The organism is Bradyrhizobium sp. 179 (assembly GCF_023073535.1).
In the GTDB taxonomy this organism is placed as follows: Bacteria; Pseudomonadota; Alphaproteobacteria; order Rhizobiales; family Xanthobacteraceae; genus Bradyrhizobium.
In genome coordinates, this window is record NZ_JADPJR010000055.1 from 61,530 (window position 1) to 82,190 (window position 20,661).

The 20,661-nt window shown below is 65.2% G+C and carries 22 protein-coding genes; 8 read left to right on the forward strand and 14 right to left on the reverse strand.

Annotated features, from left to right (window positions below; genetic code table 11):
- Positions 1 to 3 precede the first annotated feature (3 nt).
- From ribH to IVB12_RS13695, 9 genes are all read right to left on the reverse strand, one after another.
- Entirely contained in the window at positions 4 to 495 is a 492-nt protein-coding gene (gene ribH / locus IVB12_RS13655) for a 6,7-dimethyl-8-ribityllumazine synthase (RefSeq protein WP_247299620.1), read from the reverse strand.
- Positions 496 to 649: 154 nt separating this feature from the next.
- Positions 650 to 1,261, reverse strand: a complete 612-nt coding sequence (locus tag IVB12_RS13660) for a riboflavin synthase (protein WP_247299622.1) — start codon at positions 1,259 to 1,261, stop codon at positions 650 to 652.
- Entirely contained in the window at positions 1,261 to 2,409 is a 1,149-nt protein-coding gene (gene ribD, locus IVB12_RS13665; protein ID WP_247299623.1) for a bifunctional diaminohydroxyphosphoribosylaminopyrimidine deaminase/5-amino-6-(5-phosphoribosylamino)uracil reductase RibD, read from the reverse strand. The genes IVB12_RS13660 and ribD overlap by 1 nt, the downstream gene beginning before the upstream one ends.
- Entirely contained in the window at positions 2,406 to 2,888 is a 483-nt protein-coding gene (nrdR, locus tag IVB12_RS13670; protein ID WP_011087793.1) for a transcriptional regulator NrdR, read from the reverse strand. Before nrdR ends, ribD begins: the two co-directional genes overlap by 4 nt.
- Before the next feature lie 15 nt (positions 2,889 to 2,903).
- Positions 2,904 to 4,202, reverse strand: coding sequence for a serine hydroxymethyltransferase (glyA, locus tag IVB12_RS13675; protein ID WP_247277066.1), 1,299 nt, complete (start codon positions 4,200 to 4,202; stop codon positions 2,904 to 2,906).
- A 265-nt stretch (positions 4,203 to 4,467) separates the two neighbouring features.
- Positions 4,468 to 4,689: a hypothetical protein gene (locus IVB12_RS13680; protein ID WP_028144414.1), complete on the reverse strand. Its 222-nt coding sequence runs from the start codon at positions 4,687 to 4,689 to the stop codon at positions 4,468 to 4,470.
- 37 nt (positions 4,690 to 4,726) lie between these two features.
- Positions 4,727 to 4,963: a hypothetical protein gene (locus IVB12_RS13685; RefSeq protein WP_247299626.1), complete on the reverse strand. Its 237-nt coding sequence runs from the start codon at positions 4,961 to 4,963 to the stop codon at positions 4,727 to 4,729.
- A 197-nt stretch (positions 4,964 to 5,160) separates the two neighbouring features.
- On the reverse strand, positions 5,161 to 5,679 hold the full coding sequence (locus IVB12_RS13690; RefSeq protein ID WP_018320040.1) for a MarR family winged helix-turn-helix transcriptional regulator: 519 nt from the start codon (positions 5,677 to 5,679) through the stop codon (positions 5,161 to 5,163).
- A 536-nt stretch (positions 5,680 to 6,215) separates the two neighbouring features.
- The gene (locus IVB12_RS13695) at positions 6,216 to 6,713 is read right to left on the reverse strand and encodes a DUF6163 family protein (protein WP_247299628.1); all 498 of its coding nucleotides are present in this window, start codon (positions 6,711 to 6,713) and stop codon (positions 6,216 to 6,218) included.
- A 123-nt stretch (positions 6,714 to 6,836) separates the two neighbouring features.
- Here IVB12_RS13695 and hemB point away from each other — a divergent pair, with 123 nt between their 5' ends.
- From hemB to IVB12_RS13710, 3 genes are all read left to right on the forward strand, one after another.
- Positions 6,837 to 7,901 carry a porphobilinogen synthase gene (gene hemB / locus IVB12_RS13700; RefSeq protein WP_247299629.1) on the forward strand — a complete coding sequence of 355 codons (1,065 nt, stop codon included), beginning with the start codon at positions 6,837 to 6,839 and terminating at the stop codon, positions 7,899 to 7,901.
- 216 nt (positions 7,902 to 8,117) lie between these two features.
- Positions 8,118 to 8,654 (forward strand): RDD family protein, encoded by a 537-nt coding sequence (locus tag IVB12_RS13705; RefSeq protein WP_247299631.1) that lies wholly within the window; start codon positions 8,118 to 8,120, stop codon positions 8,652 to 8,654.
- A gap of 119 nt (positions 8,655 to 8,773) precedes the next feature.
- Entirely contained in the window at positions 8,774 to 9,550 is a 777-nt protein-coding gene (locus IVB12_RS13710) for an arginyltransferase (RefSeq protein ID WP_247277061.1), read from the forward strand.
- A 62-nt stretch (positions 9,551 to 9,612) separates the two neighbouring features.
- Here the strand turns inward: IVB12_RS13710 and IVB12_RS13715 are convergent, their stop codons facing one another.
- Entirely contained in the window at positions 9,613 to 10,977 is a 1,365-nt protein-coding gene (locus IVB12_RS13715; protein WP_247299633.1) for an Nramp family divalent metal transporter, read from the reverse strand.
- 163 nt (positions 10,978 to 11,140) lie between these two features.
- On the opposite strand from IVB12_RS13715, the gene IVB12_RS13720 reads away from it, so the two are divergent.
- Entirely contained in the window at positions 11,141 to 12,385 is a 1,245-nt protein-coding gene (locus IVB12_RS13720; RefSeq protein WP_247299634.1) for an MFS transporter, read from the forward strand.
- A 36-nt stretch (positions 12,386 to 12,421) separates the two neighbouring features.
- Here IVB12_RS13720 and IVB12_RS13725 read toward each other — a convergent pair whose 3' ends face one another.
- Positions 12,422 to 13,681 (reverse strand): adenylate/guanylate cyclase domain-containing protein, encoded by a 1,260-nt coding sequence (locus tag IVB12_RS13725; RefSeq protein WP_247299637.1) that lies wholly within the window; start codon positions 13,679 to 13,681, stop codon positions 12,422 to 12,424.
- A 177-nt stretch (positions 13,682 to 13,858) separates the two neighbouring features.
- Here IVB12_RS13725 and IVB12_RS13730 point away from each other — a divergent pair, with 177 nt between their 5' ends.
- A complete protein-coding gene (locus IVB12_RS13730) occupies positions 13,859 to 15,016 on the forward strand; it encodes an MFS transporter (protein WP_247299696.1) in 1,158 nt (385 codons plus the stop codon).
- A gap of 31 nt (positions 15,017 to 15,047) precedes the next feature.
- The gene (locus tag IVB12_RS13735) at positions 15,048 to 15,239 is read left to right on the forward strand and encodes a hypothetical protein (RefSeq protein ID WP_247299639.1); all 192 of its coding nucleotides are present in this window, start codon (positions 15,048 to 15,050) and stop codon (positions 15,237 to 15,239) included.
- Here IVB12_RS13735 and IVB12_RS13740 read toward each other — a convergent pair.
- The 3 genes from IVB12_RS13740 to dmeF form a co-directional block, all read right to left on the reverse strand.
- Positions 15,236 to 16,114, reverse strand: a complete 879-nt coding sequence (locus IVB12_RS13740) for a DMT family transporter (protein WP_247299641.1) — start codon at positions 16,112 to 16,114, stop codon at positions 15,236 to 15,238. The genes IVB12_RS13735 and IVB12_RS13740 overlap by 4 nt on opposite strands.
- 180 nt (positions 16,115 to 16,294) lie before the next feature.
- The gene (locus IVB12_RS13745; RefSeq protein WP_247299643.1) at positions 16,295 to 17,125 is read right to left on the reverse strand and encodes an N-acyl homoserine lactonase family protein; all 831 of its coding nucleotides are present in this window, start codon (positions 17,123 to 17,125) and stop codon (positions 16,295 to 16,297) included.
- A gap of 72 nt (positions 17,126 to 17,197) precedes the next feature.
- The gene (gene dmeF, locus IVB12_RS13750; RefSeq protein ID WP_247299644.1) at positions 17,198 to 18,166 is read right to left on the reverse strand and encodes a CDF family Co(II)/Ni(II) efflux transporter DmeF; all 969 of its coding nucleotides are present in this window, start codon (positions 18,164 to 18,166) and stop codon (positions 17,198 to 17,200) included.
- 197 nt (positions 18,167 to 18,363) lie between these two features.
- On the opposite strand from dmeF, the gene IVB12_RS13755 reads away from it, so the two are divergent.
- Positions 18,364 to 19,182 carry a chromate resistance protein ChrB domain-containing protein gene (locus IVB12_RS13755; protein WP_247299705.1) on the forward strand — a complete coding sequence of 273 codons (819 nt, stop codon included), beginning with the start codon at positions 18,364 to 18,366 and terminating at the stop codon, positions 19,180 to 19,182.
- The gene (chrA, locus tag IVB12_RS13760; protein WP_247299646.1) at positions 19,182 to 20,567 is read left to right on the forward strand and encodes a chromate efflux transporter; all 1,386 of its coding nucleotides are present in this window, start codon (positions 19,182 to 19,184) and stop codon (positions 20,565 to 20,567) included. The genes IVB12_RS13755 and chrA overlap by 1 nt, the downstream gene beginning before the upstream one ends.
- Positions 20,568 to 20,661: the final 94 nt, after the last annotated feature.

Genomic DNA, 20,661 nt, shown 5'->3' on the forward strand with positions numbered 1-20,661 from the left:
GGCTCAGGCCTGCGCCAGACGGCGTTTGATGCGCAGCATCACAAGCGCGGCACGTGCGGCATCGCCGCCTTTGTTGAGCTCGCTGGCGCGTGCCCGCGCCCAGGCCTGCGCTTCGGTGTTGACGGTGAGAATGCCGTTGCCGAGCGGCAGCTTTCGCGCCACGGCAAGATCCATCAGCGCGCGCGAGGATTCCTGCGAGACGATCTCGAAATGAATGGTGTCGCCGCGGATGACGCAGCCGAGCGCGATCACTGCGTCATAGGGCTTGCCGTTCGCCGCAGCCGCGTCGACCGCGATGGCGACCGCCGCCGGAATTTCCAGCGCGCCGGGAACCGTGATGACCTCATGCGTCAGGCCGGCCGCCTTCAGCTCGGCGATTGCGCCGTCGAGAAGCGCGTCCTGGAGATCGTCATAGAACCGCGCTTCGACAATCAGCGCGCGGGCGCCGGAAATGTCGGTCTGGTCTTTCAGGGGTGCGCGCCGCGCGTCTGCCATCGTTCAATCCGTTTCGAAAGGGTCGGCGCTATGTAGTCGCCGGAAGCAGGTAAGCCAAGTTCTAAAGACATGGTCATTCCGGGCGGCTCGAAGAGCCGAACCCGGAATCTCGAGATTCCGGGTTCGATGCTTACGCATCGCCCCGGAATGACGGCTACGCCGTCATTTCCGTCAGCCGCGCCGCGTAGCGAGCCATCAGATCGACCTCGATATTGACCTCGTCCCCCGCTTTCCAGCCGCCGATCGTCGTCACCGTCAGCGTGTGCGGGATGATAAGCACCGAAAAGGTCACGTCCTTCACTGTATTGACGGTCAGCGAGACGCCGTCGAGCGTGATCGAGCCCTTGGTGGCGATGAAGCGCGCCAGCTCGCGCGTCGTCGAGAGCTCGAACCGCGCCATCTCGGGCAGGTCCTCGCGGCTGAGAAGCGTCGCGACACCGTCGGCATGGCCGGCGACAATATGACCGCCGAGCTCGTCGCCGATCTTCAGCGCCCGCTCGAGGTTCAGCCGTGTGCCGACCTTCCAGTGTTTTGCGGTCGTCAGCGCCAGCGTCTCGGCGGCGGCATCGACCTCGAACCACGTCTTGTCCGCTTGAACGCCGGAGGCGACCACGGTGAGGCAGACGCCGTTGCAGGCGATCGAGGCGCCATCGGCGATGGTGGCGCGATCATAATTGCAGGCGATGCGCAGACGGTGCAGCTGCCCCTGCGCCGTCGGCGTGAAACTGACGATCTCGCCAATATCGGTGACAATGCCAGTGAACATTACGAGCGCTCGTAAACGGTGAGAGTATCCTTGTCGAATGTCTCGCTAGCATGAACCTTGTAGGCCCGCGACTGCGTGATTTTCGACAGGGGCAATGCATCGAGCGCATCGACGCCGCCAGAGCCCACCTCTTCCGTGCCGCGGAACAGCCAGATTTCGTCGACGAGGTCGGCCGCGACGAAGGACGCGGCGACACGGCTGCCGCCTTCGACCATCAGCCGCGTGATGCCTTTCTCGGCCAGCGCACGCAGCACGGCCGTGAGATCGAGTCCTGATGCACCGACCGACGGCACACGCAACATTTGCGCACCGGCCGCGCCAAGCCGTGTGGCGGCTGCGGCTTCGGCGAGTTCAGAACTCACCACCCAGAGCGGTGTTTCTCGCGCAGTGCGGACAAGCTTGCTCGCGCCGGGAATGCGCAGGTTCTGATCGAGCACGACCCGCACCGGCGAGCGCGCCCCCATGCCCGGCAGGCGGCAGGTGAGCATCGGATCGTCCGCCAGCACCGTGCCGATGCCGACCAGGATGGCATCGCTCTGAGCGCGCAAGAGATGCACGCGATTGCGCACCGCCTCGCCGGTGATCGCGACCGGCTTGCCGCCGGCCGCGCCGATCTTGTCGTCAGGCGAGACCGCAAGCTTCAGGATCACGTGAGGACGCTTGTCCCGGATGCGACGGAAATGCCCGGCGTGATCGAACGCAGCCTCTGCCGCGCACAGACCGACGTCTACTGCGATGCCGGCTGCCCGCAAGCGCGCATGACCCTGGCCGGCGACTTCAGGATTGGGATCCTCGATCGGCGCTACGACCCGCTCGATCCCGGCGGCGATCACCGCATCGGCGCAAGGCGGCGACTTGCCGAAATGCGAGCACGGCTCCAGTGTGACATAGAGCGTGGCGCCGCGCGCCGCTTCGCCTGCCCGCCGCAAGGCTTCGGGCTCGCCATGCGGCCGCCCGCCAGGCTGTGTCCAGCCGCGACCGACGATCACGCCGTCCTTGACGATGACCGCGCCAACCGCCGGATTAGGCCAGGTGCGGCCCTGCCCGCGACGCCCAAGCGCCAGCGCAAGCTGCATGAAGCGGAGATCCGCATCCTTGGCCTCACGGGCCTTCTGCGCGAACTGATCTTCCAGGAGGCGGAAGATCATTTGCGGATCGCGGCGAGCCGCGCTTCCTCCTCACCGGAGAGCTCGCCGAGCACGTCGGCGAAATCCTTGGCCTCGCGGAAATTGCGGTAGACGGAAGCAAAGCGTACATAGGCGACGTCGTCGAGCGTGCGCAGATGCTCCATCACGGTCTCGCCGATCACCTCGGAGGAGATCTCCGCCTCACCGCCGGTCTCGAGCTCGCGCACGATGGTGGAGACCATCTTCTCCACCCGCTCCGGCTCGACCTGCCGCTTGCGCAGCGAGATCTGCACCGAGCGCATCAGCTTGTCGCGGTCGAACGGCACGCGGCGGCCGTTGCGCTTGATCACCGTGAGCTCGCGCAGCTGCACGCGCTCGAAGGTGGTGAAGCGGAAATTGCAGGCGACGCACACGCGCCGCCTGCGGATGACGGACGAATCCTCGGTCGGACGCGAGTCCTTTACCTGCGTATCGAGACTGTTGCAGTTCGGGCAGCGCATCCGTGTACCTTGACCTTACTGGTAGATCGGGAACCGGTCGGTGAGCGCCTTGACCCGTTCCTTGATCGCCGCTTCCACGAGCGGCGCCTTGCCGTCGTCGGATTGTGCGATCGCGTTGAGCACTTCGGCGATCATGCCGCCGACCTGCTGGAATTCGGCGACACCGAAACCGCGGGTGGTCGCGGCCGGAGTGCCGAGGCGGAGGCCGGAGGTGACGAACGGCTTTTCGGGATCGAACGGAATCCCGTTCTTGTTGCAGGTGATGGCGGCGCGGACCAGCGCCTTCTCCGAGACGTTGCCCTTCAGGCCCTTCGGCCTGAGGTCAACGAGCATCAGATGGTTGTCGGTGCCGCCCGAGACAATATCGAACCCATGGCTCTTCATCGCCTCGGCCAGCGCCTTGGCATTCTCGACGACGTTCTTGGCGTAGACCTTGAAGTCCGGACGCAGCGCTTCGCCGAAGGCGACCGCCTTCGCCGCGATCACATGCATCAGGGGACCTCCCTGCAGGCCCGGGAAAATCGCCCCGTTTAGCTTCTTTGTCAGCGTCTCGTCGTTCCAGAGCATCAGGCCGCCACGCGGACCGCGCAGCGATTTGTGCGTCGTGGTGGTGGTGACGTGGGCATAGGGCACCGGCGAGGCGTGCACGCCGCCGGCGACGAGGCCGGCGAAGTGAGCCATGTCGACCAGCAGATACGCGCCGACGCTATCGGCGATCTCGCGGAAACGCTTGAAGTCCCAGGCGCGAGAATAGGCCGAGCCGCCCGCGACGATCAGCTTCGGCTTGACCTCTTCGGCCTGCTTGGCGACCGCGTCCATGTCGATGATCTGGTCCTCGCGGCGCACGGTGTAGTGCGCGGCCTTGAACCACTTGCCGCTCATGTTGACGGGCGAGCCGTGGGTGAGATGGCCGCCGGCCGCAAGATCAAGACCCATGAAGGTGTCGCCCGGCTGGAGCAGCGCCAGGAACACCGCCTGATTCATCTGGCTGCCGGAGTTCGGTTGCACGTTGGCAAAGTTGGCGCCGAACAGCTTCTTGGCGCGATCGATCGCAAGGTTCTCGGCGACGTCGACCCACTCACAACCGCCGTAGTAGCGCGCGCCCGGATAGCCTTCCGCATATTTGTTGGTCATCACCGAACCCTGCGCTTCCAGCACGGCCCGGCTGACGATGTTCTCGGAGGCGATCAGCTCGACCTCATGGCGCTGCCGGCCGAGCTCGCCCTTGATGGCGGCGGCGATGTCCGGGTCGGCCTGCTCGAGCGAGGCGGTGAAAAACGAATCGGGCGCGGAAGCGGTTTTGGCTGAGGTCATCTTGCGAATATCTCCACCGCCGCAGCCTTTTGGCGGGCTACGGGCGGGTCTGGTGTGGCGGTCGGAAGCATGCGCGATCTACCACATTGCCCGCTCCCGGCCAAGCATTTGCGGGTCCGGCCTGAGATTTGTGCAAGATATGGTGGGGATTGGAGGTTCTCGGCATTGGAGCGGTTTCATAGAACCGCGCCTTCCGCGAATGTCCGGACAGAACCACTTTGGACCGCACCTCGCCCAACGGCCGGCGGCCCAAGCCGGCGCGGTTTTAAAGCCCGGTATACCCCGCTTTCACGGGGTCCACGCTGCCGTCGAGCTGCCGCAGATAAGTCAGGCCGCAGACCGTCAAGCGGTGGGGGTCCTTCTCGCCGGCCTCCATCAAGGTAGTGAGATAGTTCGTGACCTTGGCCCGTGCCTCCTCGCTTGCCGCCGCGGTGCGGTTGGCGAGCAGGTCATAGGTCTGCATGATGCGGTCGATGGCGGCTTCCATGGCACCCTCTGGTTCTCTCGAATTTTGGGAGTTTTGATCAGGCAACCGCTCGAGCCTCGGACTGCATCTCAAACCCGGTGATCGCCTTGTTGGCGAGCCTGATCTTGTTGAATTCGCCCTGCTGGAGCAGCTTGACGATGATCCCGAGCAGGCGCTCGTCGGTGACGAGGGAATCTGGGATCGCGCCGGAGCGGCGAAGGTAGTTGGCGGCAATCGCGTAGGCTTCGCTCACAAGTTCCACGTTCAGCGCCTGAAGCCCACGCTCGACCAGCATCGACGTTTCTCCGATCCGAAGGAGATAAGCGCCGAGGCCGGAACTGGTTCCTCACAGCGAGACATTTTTTTCGCACTGCAAAAAGTAAAACGCACCGGTCCCGGACGAAATCCGGGCCGGTGCTCTTGGGGAAGTCGAGGCACGTTCGGAGGCTTGCCGGTCTTATTGGGGCCGGCTTGGCCTTGATCCCTTGGAACTCAGAGCCGGTACAGGATCTGGTCGGTCCAGAACCGCTCGAGGCGGTGCAGCGACTTGTTTAGGGTCGAGAATTCCTCGCCCGAGATGCCGCCGACCTGCTCCACCGTCTTGACGTGCTTCTGGTAGAGCGCATCAACGATGCGGCGGACTTCCTGGCCCTGTGGCGTCAGGCGGATGCGCACCGAGCGGCGATCAACGCGCGAGCGCTGATGATCGAGGAAACCGAGCTCGACGAGCTTCTTCAGATTGTAGGAGACGTTGGAGCCGAGATAGTAACCGCGCGTGCGCAGCTCGCCCGCGGTCAGCTCCTTGTCACCGATGTTGTAGAGCAAAAGCGCCTGGACCGAGTTGATGTCCGCACGGCCGCGGCGATCGAACTCGTCCTTGATCACGTCGAGGAGCCGGCGATGCAGCCGCTCCACCAGAGTCAAAGCTTCCAGATAGAGCGACTGCACCGAACCCTGCTGGCCGGAGACGCGCTCTGCGGTATCTGCCGCAGTTGCGACGGCTTTCATCATGACACTTCCCCTGTTGTCGTTTTTATCGACACTTATTCGACGAAACTTGTGTCCCGCCTGATAGGTGCAACTTAAGGGGCTCGTTTGAAGAACGGCTTAAATAAGAGAATAAAGAGATCATGAATTTAAGACAGTGAATTGCGGATTAAGCCTGTGCTACAAGCACTTTCCGCAACACTCTGTTGACCCTCGCAAGGTCGTGTTCACCCTCCGTCCGCCCCCCTTGTCGCATTCCAGCACAGCCCCGCCCCGTTTCGAAACGCGGGCGTAACAGCTGTGGCGGAACAACGCTGGTCAACGAAAACTTACCGCAAATTTTAGGCAACCAACGGTCAACCAAACGCGCAGTGTCCCGGACAAGCGCAGCGAAGCGGAGCGCAGAGCCGGGACCCAAGAAGCCACAAACGAGATTGCGGTGAGATGGGCCCCGGCTCTGCAACGCATCACGCCGCACCGGACGATGCTTCGCATCGCCAGGGGCGCGCCGCATTGCGTCCGGGGCACGCGAGCATCTTTGATCGCGCCGAGAAACGCTGCTACGGCGGTCGTTCCCGCGCAGCCATCCAGGCCAGCGCGAGATAGGCGGCGAGCATGAACGCTTCGACACCGACCACGACCAGGCTGCCGCCGTAGATGCCGGGAAACATCAGCTCGATCACCGCCATCGACACTACGGTCGTCAGCCACACCACGGCGCCCCAGGGCGTCGCCAGCCAGAGACCAACTGCTGCGACGAGCTCGATCACGGCGAAGTAGACGGTTGCGGCCTGCCAAGCCATCGCCTGGTTCTCGAAAGCCTCGTCCTCGCCGCCGACGAAACCCGTCACTTGCGCCCAGTGATAGAGACCCTTCAGGATCGAGAGCAGCGCCATCACACGCAGGAACAGCACGAGCCGGCGCGTCCAGACATTGTCATCGGACGCAGAGCGCTCCGACGAGATCGCCGCCACCGACAACGCGCTATCCCTGGCGCTGTCTCTGGCATTGTCCCGGGCGCTGTCGCGGGCCGCATCGCGTGTGGAGATCTCGGACATGGCCCCCTTCTGGCTGCTTCGCCCCGCAAAATCAATCGGCTGCCATCCCTTGCGGCAGGTCAAGCCGCGGTGACGGGAACCATGCGAGCTGGTATAAGAATAATTCCAGCCGGAGGAAGAGTGATGGCGATCAAATACGGACGTCCGATCGAATTGCGCGAGGTTTCGCGCCGGGATGGCGCCAGCGCCTCCCCTGCCCTCGATCTGACCGTCCGTCCGCGCCGCAACCGCAAGGCCGAGTGGGCCCGGCGCCTGGTGCGCGAGAATGTCGTCACCACGGATGATCTGATCTGGCCGCTGTTCCTGATCGACGGCAACGACAAGCGCGAGCCCGTTGCCTCGATGCCCGGCGTCGACCGCCTCAGCGTCGACCAGGCGGTGCGCGAGGCCGAGCGCGCCATGAAGCTCACCATCCCCTGTATCGCGCTGTTTCCCTATACCGACCCGTCCTTACGCGACGAGGAAGGATCGGAAGCGACCAACCCGAACAATCTGGTCTGCCAAGCTGTGCGCGCGATCAAGAAGGAGTTTCCGGAGCTCGGCATTCTCTGCGACGTCGCGCTCGATCCCTTCACCAGTCATGGCCATGACGGCCTGATCTCCGACGGCAAGATCTTGAATGACGAGACGGTCGCGGTGCTGGTGCGCCAGGCCCTGGTGCAGGCCGAAGCCGGGTGCGACATCATCGCGCCTTCGGACATGATGGACGGCCGCGTCGCCGCGATCCGCGAGGGGCTCGACCGCTCAGGCCTGCTCGACGTGCAGATCATGGCCTATGCGGCCAAATACGCTTCCGCCTTCTATGGCCCGTTCCGCGACGCCATCGGCTCGGCCAAGACGCTCATCGGCGACAAGCGCACCTACCAGATGGACAGCGCCAATACCGACGAAGCACTGCGCGAGGTCGAGCTCGACATCACCGAGGGCGCCGACATGGTGATGGTGAAGCCCGGCATGCCTTATCTGGACGTGGTCCGCCGTGTGAAGGATACTTTTGCGATGCCGACCTTCGCCTACCAGGTCTCCGGCGAATACGCGATGATCGCGGCCGCGGCCAATAACGGCTGGCTCGACGGCGAGCGCGCGATGATGGAAAGCCTGCTCGCCTTCAAGCGCGCCGGCGCCGACGGTGTGCTGAGCTACTTTGCGCCGAAAGTCGCGGAGAAGCTGCGGGCGCAGGGGTCATAAACGCCCACCGCCTCTTCGATGTCGTCGCGGCGAAGGCCGGCCACCTGTCCTGGTCTTCGCGAGGACGACGATGAAGGCGTCGCGCCGGCGCATCCCCGCCGCGCCGCTCCGCCGCCGAATTGCCGGAATATTTTCGCTTGTTGATCCCAGCGCGCCCTTGGCATGCGAACGCCCTGTTCCCATGTCCTGCCACGGGGGTTCGCTGGGAGAACGGACATGTCGGACTCGGGCAATTCAGGCGCCTGGCGCAACGGCGGCCTGCAGCCGCACGCCTACGATCCCTATCTGCATCCGGAGCTGTTCCGCGGTGTTGCGACGCGGCGGGTGTTCGCCTTCCTGGTCGACATGGTCGTGATCTCGGTGCCGGTGATCCTCGGCTATATCTTCATCGCCTTGTTCGGTGTGGTCACGCTCGGCATCGGTTGGGCGCTGTTCTGGATCGCCTGGCCGGCCTCGGTGGTCTGGGCCATCATCTATTACGGCGCGAGCATCGGCGGCCCTTCCTCCGCGACGGTGGGCATGCGCCTGATGGATCTGGAACTGCGCACCTGGTACGGCGCGCCCGGCTACTTCGTGCTCGGCGCCACCCATGCGGTGCTGTTCTGGGTGATGGTCTCGTTCCTGTCGCCCTTCGTGGTGCTGGTCGGCCTGTTCAACGGCCGCCGTCGCCTGCTGCATGATTTCGTCTTGGGAACGGTCGTGATCAACAATTCGGTCCGCGTACCCGCGCCCCAGGCCGCAAGGACGTTCTGATCAAGGACCTATCAACCCGGATCTTCTAAGCTGACTGATCTGATCTGCCGAGCAGGCCAATTGACCCGGAGCTTCCGTAGCGCGATGCTGACACACAGTTTGGAGGCCCACGACGTCCCTTGACCCAGCACTCGCGCGATACCCCGCAATTTTACCTCACGGCGCCCTCCCCGTGCCCCTATCTGCCGGGCCGGCATGAGCGCAAGGTGTTTACGCACCTCGTGGGTGAGCGCGCCGGTGACCTCAACGATCTCCTGACCCATGGCGGGTTCCGCCGCAGCCAGTCGATTGCGTACCGTCCCGCCTGCGACCAGTGCCGCGCCTGCGTCTCCGTCCGGGTTGTCGCCAATGAGTTCCGGCCGTCCCGCAACTTCAGGAAAGTGCTGGCGCGCAACGCCGACATCATCGGCGAGCAGCGCAGCGCCGTTCCCACCTCCGAGCAATATTCGATATTCCGCGCCTATCTCGACGCCCGCCATCGCCATGGCGGCATGGCCGACATGACCGTGCTCGACTACGCCATGATGGTCGAGGACAGCCATGTCGAGACCCGCATCATCGAGTACCGCAAACGCGGCCCCGACAGCGGCCTCACCGGCCGCGGCGAGGAACTGATCGCGGTGGCGCTGACCGACGTGCTCAGCGACGGACTGTCGATGGTCTATTCGTTCTTCGAGCCGAGCCAGGTCAGCCGCTCGATGGGCACCTTCATGATCCTCGACCACATCGCCCGCGCGCGCCGGCAAGGGCTGCCCTACGTCTATCTCGGCTACTGGATCGAGGGCTCGAAGAAGATGGACTACAAGGCCCGCTTCCTGCCGCAGCAGCGCCTCGCGCCCTCAGGCTGGCTTCGCGTCGACGCGCAGGGGGATGTGGCATCCGAGCCGCAAGACTGAAGAAGCGAATGGTGAGTGGCGATAGCGAGTAGGTGAAACGCTCCCCATTCACTACTCGCCACTCACCCGAACAGCGTGTCCGCCAGCAGCTTCAGGTTCAAAACAACGATCACGCCTGCGACGATCCACGCGATCGCGGCGACTGACATCGGAATCGCGAACTTCCCCATCTTGCGGCGGTCGGAGACGAAGCGGACCAGCGGGATGACGGCGAAGGGCAGTTGCATCGACAGCACGACCTGGCTGAACACCAGCAAATCGGCGGTGCCGCGCTCGCCATAGATCGCGGTGACGACGATCACGGGAATGATGGCTATGCCGCGCGTGAGCAGGCGGCGCGCCCAGCTCGGCAGACGCAGATCGAGAAAGCCTTCCATCACGATCTGGCCGGCGAGCGTCGCCGTAACCGTTGAATTGAGGCCGGAGGCGAGCAGCGCCACCGCGAACAGCGTCGAGGCGATGCCGAGACCGAGCAGCGGCGACAGCAGTTCAAAAGCCTGGCCGATCTCGGCGACGTCGGAATGGCCGGTTCTGTGGAAGGTCGCAGCAGCGACGATAAGGATGGCGGCATTGATGAACAGCGCCAGCATCAGGGCGATGGTCGAGTCCGTCGTCGCCCATTTGATCGCCTCGCGCCGGCCAGCGTCATTGCGCTCATAGGCGCGCGTCTGAACGATCGAGGAGTGCAGGTAGAGATTATGCGGCATCACGGTCGCGCCGATGATGCCGATCGCGATGTACAGCATCTCGGAATTGGTGAAGATCTCGGTCTTTGGCACGAAGCCACGCAGCACCTCCGCAACCGGCGGCGCCGCAGCCACGATCTGGACGGCGAAGCAGACCGCGATGACGCCAAGCAGCGCGATCACGAAGGCTTCGAGGAAACGGAAGCCGCGATTCATCAGGAGCAGCAGCAGGAAAGCGTCAAGCGCGGCGAGCAGCGCGCCGCCGATCAGGGGAATGCCGAACAGCAGCTTCAGCGCGATCGCGGTGCCGATGACTTCGGCGAGATCGCACGCGATGATCGCCGCCTCGCAGGCAAGCCAGAGCAGGAAGTTCACCACCGGCGAATAGGTCGCGCGGCAGGCCTGCGCGAGGTCGCGGTCGGTGACGATGCCGAGCCGCGCTGCCAGCGACTGCAGCAGGATCGCCATCAAATTCGAGAGCAGGATGACCGAGAGCAGCGTGTAGCCGAACTTCGATCCGCCGGCGAGGTCGGTCGCCCAGTTGCCGGGATCCATGTAGCCGACCGAGACGAGATAGCCCGGACCGACGAAGGCCAGCAGCCGCCGCCACCAGCGGCCGGCGGCCGGAATGGCAATTGTGGAATTGACCTCGGCGAGGCTCTTGGTGGTGGGCGCATCGGTGCGCCAGCCGGCGGCGTCTTGGCTCAGGGCTCGGGTCAGATGGGGTGATTGGGCATCCATGGCGGCAGAATACCTGACTTGTTTCTTATTGCAACTCATTTGCAACTGCATCTAGCCGTACCGGTTCTCAGCGCAGACCCGTGGCCCTTGTCGGGAAGCGGGTGGGTTCGGCGGTCCTCGCGGGCGAACATGGGCGCAAATTCGCCTTTTGCAGGATAGAGCCATGTCAACGCCCCCGCGCCTCCCTGACACCTTCAACCGCCTCGCCTGGTCGAACCTCGCGGCGCAATCGGCCGAGCAGATCGCACTGGCCGCAGCGCCCATCGTTGCCGTGCTGACGCTGGGGGTCGCCGAAGGCCGGACCGGCCTGCTGCAGACCGCCCTCACTTTGCCCTTTGTCCTGTTCGCCATTCCCGCTGGCGTGCTCGCCGACCGCATCTCCCGCCGCTGGCTGATGGCGGGAGCCGAGGCGGTGCGGACCGCTGCACTCGCGGCCATCGTCCTCCTGCTGGCGCTGGGCGCGCTCAATTTGCCGCTGCTGGCGCTGCTCGGCTTTGCCGCTGTGTGCGGCACCGTCGTCTACAGCGTGGCGGCACCGGCACTGGTGCCCTCGCTGGTCAGTTCGGACCTTTTGCCGGCGGCGAATGCGCGGATCGAGCTCGCGCGCACCATCGCGTTTGCGAGCGGACCTGCGCTCGGCGGCGTGCTGGTGGGCTGGTGGGGCGCAAGCCCGGCCTTCGGCTTTGCGGCTGCGCTGTCGGCGATCGCCGTGGTGCTGCTCGCCGGCATCTACGAGCCCGCGCGGGCAACATCTCCGCGGCGCCATCCGTTCCAGGATATCCGCGAAGGCGCGGCCTTCGTGTTTCACCATCCGCTGCTGCGGCCGGTGTTCATCACCCAATTCATCTTCAACACCGGCTGGTTCTTGCAGATCGCGGTGTTCGTGCCCTATGCCGTGCGTCATCTCGGCCTCACCGCCGCCGGCGTCGGCACCGTGCTGACGATGTACGGCGTCGGCATGGTGATCGGCGCGCTGGTCGCCACCCGCGTGATGCAGCGCGTCGCGTTCGGCGCGGTCGTCGGCCTCGGCCCCGTCACCGGCTTCGTCGCAGCATTGGTGATGGCGCTGACGGTGCTGGTCCCCTCGCCCTGGCTTGCGGCTTTGAGCTTCTTCTTGCTCGGCGTCGGACCGATCCTGTGGGTGATCTCGACCACGACGCTGCGCCAATCGGTGACGCCGCCGCGCCTTCTGGGGCGCGTCTCCGCCATCAACATCATGAGCTACGGCGCCCGCCCGCTCGGCTCGGCGCTGGGCGCAATCGTCGGCGGGTTCTGGAGCGCGGAGGCCTGCCTCTATCTCGCAGCGGCAGTGTTCGGCGTACAGGCCCTGGTGATCCTGCTGTCACCGGCGGTGGCGCTCGACCGGCAGCCGGACATGGTGGGGGACGAAGTGGTGGCGGGGTGCTGAAGCCCGGTCATTCCGGGGCGATGCTGGTGAAATCACCTACCCCGCCAGATAGCGCTCGTAGCTCCCCGTCACCGGCTCGCTGACATCGACGTCGGGATCGAGCGTGTAGAGGTCCTGCGCGCGGCCGATGCCGCGCAGTGCGTAGCGGCCGGTGGAGACGAGATAGCGCCGGCCGGCGGCGTCGAGACCCTTGTAGAATTCCGAGGACGCGAGCAGTTCGCGATCGACCGAGCGGCTCATCGAGGCGATGCGACTGACTTCGTTGACGGTCGGTCCAACCACGGTGAAGTCGAGCCGGTCCTCGCTGCCGATATTGCCGTAGAAGACCTCCCCGACATGCAGACCGATATAGGCCGACGTGGTGGGACGACCGTCGGCCGCGCGGCGTGCGTTCAGCGCCGCGACGTTCTTGCGAAACAGATGCTCCGCCCGTAGCGCGGCGCGGCGCGCCGCCGCCATGTCCTCGCCGGTGAACATCGCAAGCACGCCGTCGCCGATCAGCTTCAGCACGTCGCCGCCCGCATCGTGGATCGGGTCGATCACCGCTTGCGCATAGTCGTTGAGGAACGGAATGATCTCGTCGGGACCGATGCTCTCGCTGATCCCGGTCGAGCCACGCAAGTCCGAATACCAGAGCACGGCGTTGATGCGCTCGGTGACGCCGCGCGAGATACGTCCGCGCAGCACCTGCTCGGAGGCGTCCCGCCCGAGATAGACGCGGCCGAGCGTGCGGGCGATGTCGACCTGCTGTGCCGATTTGATCGCGAGCCCCAGCACCGGCACCAGATCGCGCAGGGCTTCGAGCTCGGGTTCGGAGAACCCGCTGTCACGACGCGTCGTCCAGCAGGAATAGAGGCAATCCATCAGGCCGAGCGCGCCGTTCTCGCCGAAGCGGTGTACGAAGGCGAGATAATGCTTGTGCCCCTTCTCGGCGAGCTCGCCGATCTGCGAGAAATCCAGCGACGGCGCGTCGGCGAGATCGATCACCATCTCGTCGTGGCCATGCTCGAGCATGTGGAAGAACACCGAGCGGCGCCAGCTCTTGGCCGCATCGCCTTCGGCGGTCGAGCCGTATTCGAACGCGTCGCTCTCGTTGCTCGGCCGGTCGCTCCAGCGAAAGCCGCGACCCTCATAGATCGGATGCAGCGTGTCGATGACGACGAGCCCGCGCGATAGTTCCAGCCCCTCGGCGCGGCATCGCTCGCAGAAACCACGCAGCAGTTCCGGTTCGGGCAGGCTGGTAAGGCCCTGGCCGGCGATCCAGTTCATCAATTCGAGGCGCGAGGTCAATTGCATGCGCCATTATGGCGTGCATTCGTGACGAGCGAAAGGCGCGAGCCACGCGCGGGCCGTGCGCAAGGCTCCCATCCCTTGCAGATCGAATATGTCGCAGGGGCGGTTGACGTGTTCGCCGCGCGCGCGGCAGATGCCCATAATGACGAGCTTGTCGGCCAGAATCGGAGCCACGCGCAGATGAGCCGGCGCCAGCTTCCGATTATCCTGGCGCTTGGCGCCACGCAGACCCTGGCCTGGGCTTCCAGCTATTATCTGCCGGCGCTGCTCGCCGATCCCATGGCGCACGACCTCGGCATTTCCTCCAACTGGATCTTTGCCGCGTTCTCGGCTTCGCTCGTGATCTCGGCGATGCTCGGCCCGCGCATCGGGCGGCAGATCGATCTCGTCGGCGGGCGGCAGGTGCTTTCGGCCTCGAACCTGACCATCGCCGCCGGCCTCGTCCTCCTCGGCCTCTCGCACTCGGTGGCAGTGATGGCGATCGCCTGGCTCATTCTCGGCATCGGCATGGCGATGGGCCTTTACGACGCCGCCTTCGCCGCTCTGGGGCGCATCTACGGCACCGAGGCGCGCAGGCCCATCACCGGCATCACGCTGATGGCGGGCTTCGCCTCGACGGTCGGCTGGCCGCTCACCGCGTGGGGTCTGTCCCATATCGGCTGGCGCGAGACCTGCTTTGCCTGGGCGGCTGCCAATATCCTGATCGGCCTGCCCCTCAACTTCTTCATGCTGCCGGTGATCAGGGGCGCGAGGCAGACGGCAGCGACCGCCGAGAAGCCGCATTTGCCGCTCGACCGCACCATGATCCTGCTTGCCTTCATCTTCGCCGCGGTCTGGACCGTCACCGGCGCGATGGCCGCGCATTTCCCCCGCATCCTGGAGACGACGGGCGCAACACCCGTCGAAGCCATCGCGGCGGGCGCGCTGATCGGCCCGGCCCAGGTCGGCGCGCGCATGCTCGAGGCGGGCTTCCTCAGCCGCTTCCATCCGCTGTGGTCGACGCGGCTCGCCTGCCTCACCCATCCGATCGGCGCGGTGGTCGTCGCGATCTTCGGCGGCGCTGCGGCGAGCGCGTTTGCGCTGTTCCACGGCTCCGGCAACGGTATCCTGACGATCGCGCGCGGCACGCTGCCGCTCGCGATTTTCGGACCGAAGGACTTTGGCTACCGTCTCGGCATCATCGGCGCACCGGCGCGGATGGCCCAGGCCGTGGCGCCGCTCGCGTTCGGTCTGCTGATCGACGTCATGGGCGCCAAGGTGCTGATCGTCTCCTCCGCGCTCAGCCTGTCGGCGTTGGCGGCGTTGTTCCTGATCCGCGCCGGGCCGCGCCCGGATTGACCGCCCGGCCCCTTTCGCGCACAAGCGGGCCATGAGCGAAGACCCCGGCCCGCCGCGCACGTTCAAAGGCCTCCTGCGCTGGGCGACCACGCCGCCGCAGGCCTGGGGCGTCTATCTCCTCGCCGTCCTGCTGGTCTGGCTGCTCTCGTTCTATGCCGGCACGCTGAAGCCGAAGAAGCCGCCGGAAGCGAGTCCGCCCACGGTGACCTTCCCGCGGAGCTAGGCGGGCTTCGTCTCGCTGGTCGCGATCCAGATTCCGGCGAACACCGCAACCAATCCGACAAGCAGATGAGGCGTAATCGGCTCGCGGATGAGGAGCGCAGCAAGCAGAGCGGCGGCGATCGGATTGATCGTCATCGTGTTGGCGACGCGAGTCGGCGTTGCCCGCTCCAGCGCCATGACCCAGAGGATGAAGGCGAGTGCGCCGCCGCCAATGCCGAGATAGACGCCGGCAATCCACTGCGCCGTGGTGAAGTGCTCGAGCGCCGCAAAGCTGCCTCTCACCAGACCCGCCAGCACCAGCACGACGGCACCCGCACCCATGCCGACGGTGAGAAAGCCGAGCGCGCTCGAGCGCTGCATCAACGGACGCGACAATACGTTGTAGAATGCCATGCAGAACACGGCTGCGGTCATGATCAATTCGCCGCGCCAGGCCCCTGGCGGACTGTGCGCCAGGCCGGTAGCCAGCGCTGCCGCCACGCCGAGCACGGCGATGCCGACACCCGTGATCTTGCGCGCCGTCAGCCGCTCGACGCCAAGGAGCGCCCCCACCACCATCGTGTGAAGCGGCAGCGCCGCGAGCGCAAGACTGGCGCGGGCAGCGGTCGTGTAGGACACCGCGATGTTGTAGAGGATGAAGAACAGACCGAAGAAGCTGATGCCGAGCAGCGCCACGGTCGGCCAATCGGACCGCTGCGGCCAACGCACGCCAAGCAGCAGCGCGCATGGCACGAGGCAGAGAAAGCCGATCCCCCAGCGCAGGATCGCGAGCATGATCGGATCGGCGCCGCCGACGAGATAGCGGGTAATGGCCGCCGCCGTGCCACCGAGGCTGCTCGACGCCAGCGCGATCACAACCCCGGCCCATTCGCCCACCGCTGTCTCCTGTCGCGGAGCTTTTGGCGGGCCTAGCACGAAGCTGCTGCCATCGTCGTGGCAGCAGCTTCGTCACACGCCCAGCGCGTCCGGTCCGATGCGATCGGAACGGAAGCTCTGGATGCTTGTTTTGACGCGTTTTCTTGGCGCGAACCGGTGCCCACTTCGCTCGAAAACGCTCTACTCGTAAAACTCCGGCGCCAGCTTCTGGCTGTCGCGCTGGGCCTTGTCGTGGTTGATCCAGAGCTGCGCTTTTTCCCTGGCGAGCGTGTCGGCGATCTTCTGCATCGAGGCCGCGCTCTGGTCCTTGTTGACGTTCATGCTCGGCACGCGGCGGTTGTCCCAATTGTCCTTGAAGTGGACGGCATCGCCCGACAGGATCACCGCGCCGGTTTTTGGCAGTTTCACCAGCAGCGACTGGTGTCCCGGCGTATGGCCGGGCGTGGATAGAATGGTCACGCTGCCGTCGCCGAACACGTCCTTGTCGCCTGCGAGCTGCTCGACCGGATGCGACGGCTTGAAGCGCGGCGCGTTATTGGGCCCGGGCCAGTCGTATTCGGCCTTCTGCACGTAGAGCATGGACTGCGGAAACAGCTCGACATTGCCGGTATGATCGGGATGCGTGTGCGAGACAGCCATCGCCTTGACGTCGTCGGGCTTGAGCCCGAGCTGTTCGAGCTGGGCGGCAAGCGTCTTCGGACGGCGCCAAGTGACGGCTTTGGGATCGGCGGGCGCGAGTCCATTCGGCATCGCGGCGACGGAATCCGCAATGCCGGTGTCCCACAGGAACCAGCCCTTGGCCTGCTTGATGAGATAGCAGCTGTCGACGAAGTCCATCGCCTTGCCCTCGTTGAGGCCAGGCGTCCAGCGCGAGAGGTCGCCGGCGGTGCCCTCGCCGCAATTGAGCACGTAGAGCTTTTCGACCCCGGTTTTCTCCGATTGCGCCAGCGCTGAAGCGCCGGGCAGAGCGAGTGCAGCGATGGCGAGCGCGAGCTTGATCCTCGGCATCATTGTTGTTCCTCCCGTACAGGGCGACGACCGAGGATCAACCCCGGCCCGTTCGCGAAATTCCCGTCAAGCCAATCAATGCGGACAGGTCTCGACTTCGACCGTGACGTGGCTGAGGCCCTTCAGCCCCGCGAGCCGCCGCTTGTAGACGGCCGGCTGCTTCGGCTGGTCCGACACCACCGAGAGCAGCACGGCACAATGGCCGGGCCCCACCTGCCACAGATGCAAATCGGTGACGCGGTCCTCGCCGACTTCCATCCGCGCTCGGATCACCCGCTCCAGCTTCTCGTCGGCGCGCACGTCGAGCAGCACCGCCCCCGATGACTTGATCAGGCCGAACGCCCAGCTCGCGATCACGGCGCTGCCGATCAGCCCGACGGCTGGATCGGCCCAGACCCAGCCCGAATACATCGCGACGGCGAGTGCTGCGATCGCCAGCACCGAGGTCGCTGCGTCCGCCATGACGTGCACATAGGCGGCGCGAAGATTGTTGTCGTGATGATGATGGTGATGGCCATGATCATCCTGGTCGTGGTCATGATCGTCGTGATGATCATGCGCGTGGCTGTGGCCGTGATGATGATCGTGGCTGCCGCGCAAGAGCCACGCGCTCGCGAGATTGACGCACAGGCCGAGCGCGGCGACCGCGATTGCCTCGGCATAGACGATCGGCACCGGCGTGATCAGCCGCAGCACGCTCTCATATGCGATCTCGATCGCGATCAGGCCGAGGATGATCGCGCTAGAGAAGGCGGCGAGATCGCCGAACTTGCCGGTGCCGAAGGTGAAATGCGCATTCCCCAGGTGCCGGCGCGCGAAACGATAGGCAAAGGCGGCGATGCCGAGCGCCGCCGCATGGGTGCCCATGTGCCAGCCGTCGGCCAGCAGCGCCATCGATCCGAACAGCGAGCCGGCGACGATCTCGCCGACCATCATGACCAGCGTCAGGACGACCACGAGCCAGGTACGCCGCTCGTTCTCGTCGTGCTTGTCGCCAAGAAAGGCGTGGTCATGGGTCCATTGTTCGATGGAGTGGGAATGCATCGAATTCTCCAGAAGATTCAGGTCTGTCGGCCTGCAGTATAGACCGCCGAGGCGCGATTTTCTAAGGTCCAATCGTGCCGCGGATTGACAGTCCTGCTTAGTTTCGCTGTAATCGGCGCCATGGGGATTTGAGCGATCTCCCCACGAGGCGACACGCCCAAGCATCGCGTCCCGTTCGTTTCTTGCGAGGACGCATCATTTCTACTTTCACGACCATCTCATCTGACAAATTGGCACGGCTGATCGGCACCGCGAACAGCCCTGCCCTCATCGATGTACGCACCGAGGAGGATTTTGCCGCCGACCGGCGGCTGATCCCAGGCTCTATCAAGCTCAGTCACGACAAGGTGACGGACTGGGGCGGCAACTTCGCGGGCCGAAGGGCCATCGTCTCCTGCCTGCGCGGTGAAAAGCTCGCGCAGGGCACGGCGGCGTGGCTGCGCCAGCTCGGCGTCGAGGCTGAGACCCTGGAGGGCGGCTTCGAGGGCTGGAAAGCGGCAAACCTGCCGCTGCTCGACACGCGCAAGCTGCCGCCGCGCGATGCCAGAGGGCGCACTGTCTGGGTCACGCGGGCCCGGCCGAAGGTCGATCGCATCGCTTGCCCCTGGCTGATCCGCCGCTTTGTCGATCCCAATGCGGTGTTCCTGTATGTAGCACCGTCCGAGGTGATCGGCGTCGGCGAGCGGTTCAATGCAGCTCCCTTCGACATTGAGAACGTGTTCTGGAGCCACCGCGGCGAGCTCTGCACCTTCGACGTCATGATCGAGGAATTCGGGATCGCCTCGCCGCCTCTGCTCCGGCTGGCGACGCTGGTGCGCGGCGCCGACACCGCGCGGCCTGATCTTGCGCCAGAAGCGCCGGGCCTGCTCGCGGCCTCGCTCGGACTGTCGCGCATGTATGACGACGACCTCGCGCAGCTCGAGGCTGGCATGCTGCTCTACGACGCCTTCTACCGCTGGTGCCGCGACGCCACCACCGAGACCCACAACTGGCCGACCAACAAGGTGAAGGCGTAATGGATATCCGCAACGTTCAAGCAGGAGCTGATGCCGGTCACGGCGTCAGCTTCGGTGAAGCCTTTCGCGTCTGGCTCCGCGTCGCCTCTTTGAGCTTCGGCGGGCCCGCGGGCCAGATCGCGGTGATGCATCGTATTCTGGTCGAAGAGAAGAAGTGGATCTCTGAAGGCCGCTTCCTGCACGCGCTGAATTACTGCATGCTGCTGCCGGGACCGGAAGCACAACAGCTTGCCACCTATGTGGGCTGGCTGATGCATCGCACCGCCGGCGGGCTGATGGCGGGCGGGCTGTTCATCCTGCCCGGCATCATCGCCATCATGGGCCTGAGTTACGTCTACGCCGCCTATGGCAATGTCAGCTTCGTCGAGGCGCTGTTTTTCGGACTGAAAGCCGCCGTGCTCGCCATCGTGGTCGAGGCCGTGGTCCGCGTCGGCAAGCGCGCGCTGAAGAACCGCATCATGATGGCGCTCGCGGCCGCGGCCTTCATCGCCATCTTCTTCTTTGCGGTCCCCTTCCCGATCATCATCATCGCCGCCGGCATCATCGGCTATGCCGGCGCGCGCGCTGGCCGGCCGGAATTCGCACCGGCTGGTCACGGCCACGGCGGCAGCGGCGCCGCGATCGACAGCATGCTCGGCGAAGCCGTGCCCGAGCACGTGCGGCCCAATACGGCGCGCGCGATCCGCGTCGGCGCGCTGTGGCTGGCGCTCTGGCTCGTGCCGGTGATCGCCCTGCTCGCCGTCTTCGGTCAGGCCAACGTCTTCAGCCAGATCGCACTGTTCTTCTCGAAGATGTCACTGGTCACCTTCGGCGGCGCCTACGCCGTGCTGGCCTATGTCGCGCAACAGGCGGTCGAGCATTATCACTGGCTGAAGCCGCATGAAATGCTGGACGGCCTCGGCATGGCCGAGACCACGCCGGGCCCGCTGATCATGGTGCTGCAGTTCGTCGGCTTCATGGCCGCCTACCGCGACCCGAGCGGTTTGTCGCCGATGCTGGCGGCAACGCTTGGCGGCCTGCTCGCGACCTGGGTCACCTTCACGCCCTGCTTCCTCTGGATCTTTCTCGGCGCGCCCTATATCGAGCGCCTGCGCGGCAACACGGGATTGGCCGGCGCGCTCAGTGCGATCACCGCCGCGGTTGTCGGCGTGATCCTCAACCTCTCGATCTGGTTCGCGCTGCACACGCTGTTCCGCGCGACGGTGCCGGTGAACGCCTTCCCGTTCGACTTCGACATGCCGGTGCTGACGAGCGTCGACGTGCCGGCGCTGGTGCTGTCGATTGCAGCGGCCACCGCGATCTTCCGGTTCAAGCTCGGCATGCTCACAGTTCTCGCCGGCAGTTGTGCCGCGGGCGTGGCGATGCGGGTAGCGGGGGTAATTTAAGGGCCCCCCTTACCAACCACCGCGCGTTTCTTAGCCGCCGGGACGATCAGACCGGCGAAGATCACGAGCGCTATCGCCTGGAATACGCCGAGCA

Excerpts from the sequence above, each read along its gene's own strand:
- IVB12_RS13715 (WP_247299633.1), bottom strand. The coding sequence starts at position 10,977 with ATGGATGCCCAATCACCCCATCTGACCCGAGCCCTGAGCCAAGACGCC.
- glyA (WP_247277066.1), bottom strand. The coding sequence starts at position 4,202 with ATGACCTCAGCCAAAACCGCTTCCGCGCCCGATTCGTTTTTCACCGCC.
- hemB (WP_247299629.1), top strand. The coding sequence starts at position 6,837 with ATGGCGATCAAATACGGACGTCCGATCGAATTGCGCGAGGTTTCGCGC.
- chrA (WP_247299646.1), top strand. The coding sequence starts at position 19,182 with ATGGATATCCGCAACGTTCAAGCAGGAGCTGATGCCGGTCACGGCGTC.
- dmeF (WP_247299644.1), bottom strand. The coding sequence starts at position 18,166 with ATGCATTCCCACTCCATCGAACAATGGACCCATGACCACGCCTTTCTT.
- IVB12_RS13735 (WP_247299639.1), top strand. The coding sequence starts at position 15,048 with ATGAGCGAAGACCCCGGCCCGCCGCGCACGTTCAAAGGCCTCCTGCGC.
- nrdR (WP_011087793.1), bottom strand. The coding sequence starts at position 2,888 with ATGCGCTGCCCGAACTGCAACAGTCTCGATACGCAGGTAAAGGACTCG.
- IVB12_RS13660 (WP_247299622.1), bottom strand. The coding sequence starts at position 1,261 with ATGTTCACTGGCATTGTCACCGATATTGGCGAGATCGTCAGTTTCACG.
- IVB12_RS13695 (WP_247299628.1), bottom strand. The coding sequence starts at position 6,713 with ATGTCCGAGATCTCCACACGCGATGCGGCCCGCGACAGCGCCCGGGAC.
- IVB12_RS13745 (WP_247299643.1), bottom strand. The coding sequence starts at position 17,125 with ATGATGCCGAGGATCAAGCTCGCGCTCGCCATCGCTGCACTCGCTCTG.
- IVB12_RS13720 (WP_247299634.1), top strand. The coding sequence starts at position 11,141 with ATGTCAACGCCCCCGCGCCTCCCTGACACCTTCAACCGCCTCGCCTGG.
- IVB12_RS13725 (WP_247299637.1), bottom strand. The coding sequence starts at position 13,681 with ATGCAATTGACCTCGCGCCTCGAATTGATGAACTGGATCGCCGGCCAG.
- IVB12_RS13685 (WP_247299626.1), bottom strand. The coding sequence starts at position 4,963 with ATGCTGGTCGAGCGTGGGCTTCAGGCGCTGAACGTGGAACTTGTGAGC.
- ribD (WP_247299623.1), bottom strand. The coding sequence starts at position 2,409 with ATGATCTTCCGCCTCCTGGAAGATCAGTTCGCGCAGAAGGCCCGTGAG.
- IVB12_RS13730 (WP_247299696.1), top strand. The coding sequence starts at position 13,859 with ATGAGCCGGCGCCAGCTTCCGATTATCCTGGCGCTTGGCGCCACGCAG.
- IVB12_RS13680 (WP_028144414.1), bottom strand. The coding sequence starts at position 4,689 with ATGGAAGCCGCCATCGACCGCATCATGCAGACCTATGACCTGCTCGCC.
- ribH (WP_247299620.1), bottom strand. The coding sequence starts at position 495 with ATGGCAGACGCGCGGCGCGCACCCCTGAAAGACCAGACCGACATTTCC.
- IVB12_RS13690 (WP_018320040.1), bottom strand. The coding sequence starts at position 5,679 with ATGATGAAAGCCGTCGCAACTGCGGCAGATACCGCAGAGCGCGTCTCC.
- IVB12_RS13705 (WP_247299631.1), top strand. The coding sequence starts at position 8,118 with ATGTCGGACTCGGGCAATTCAGGCGCCTGGCGCAACGGCGGCCTGCAG.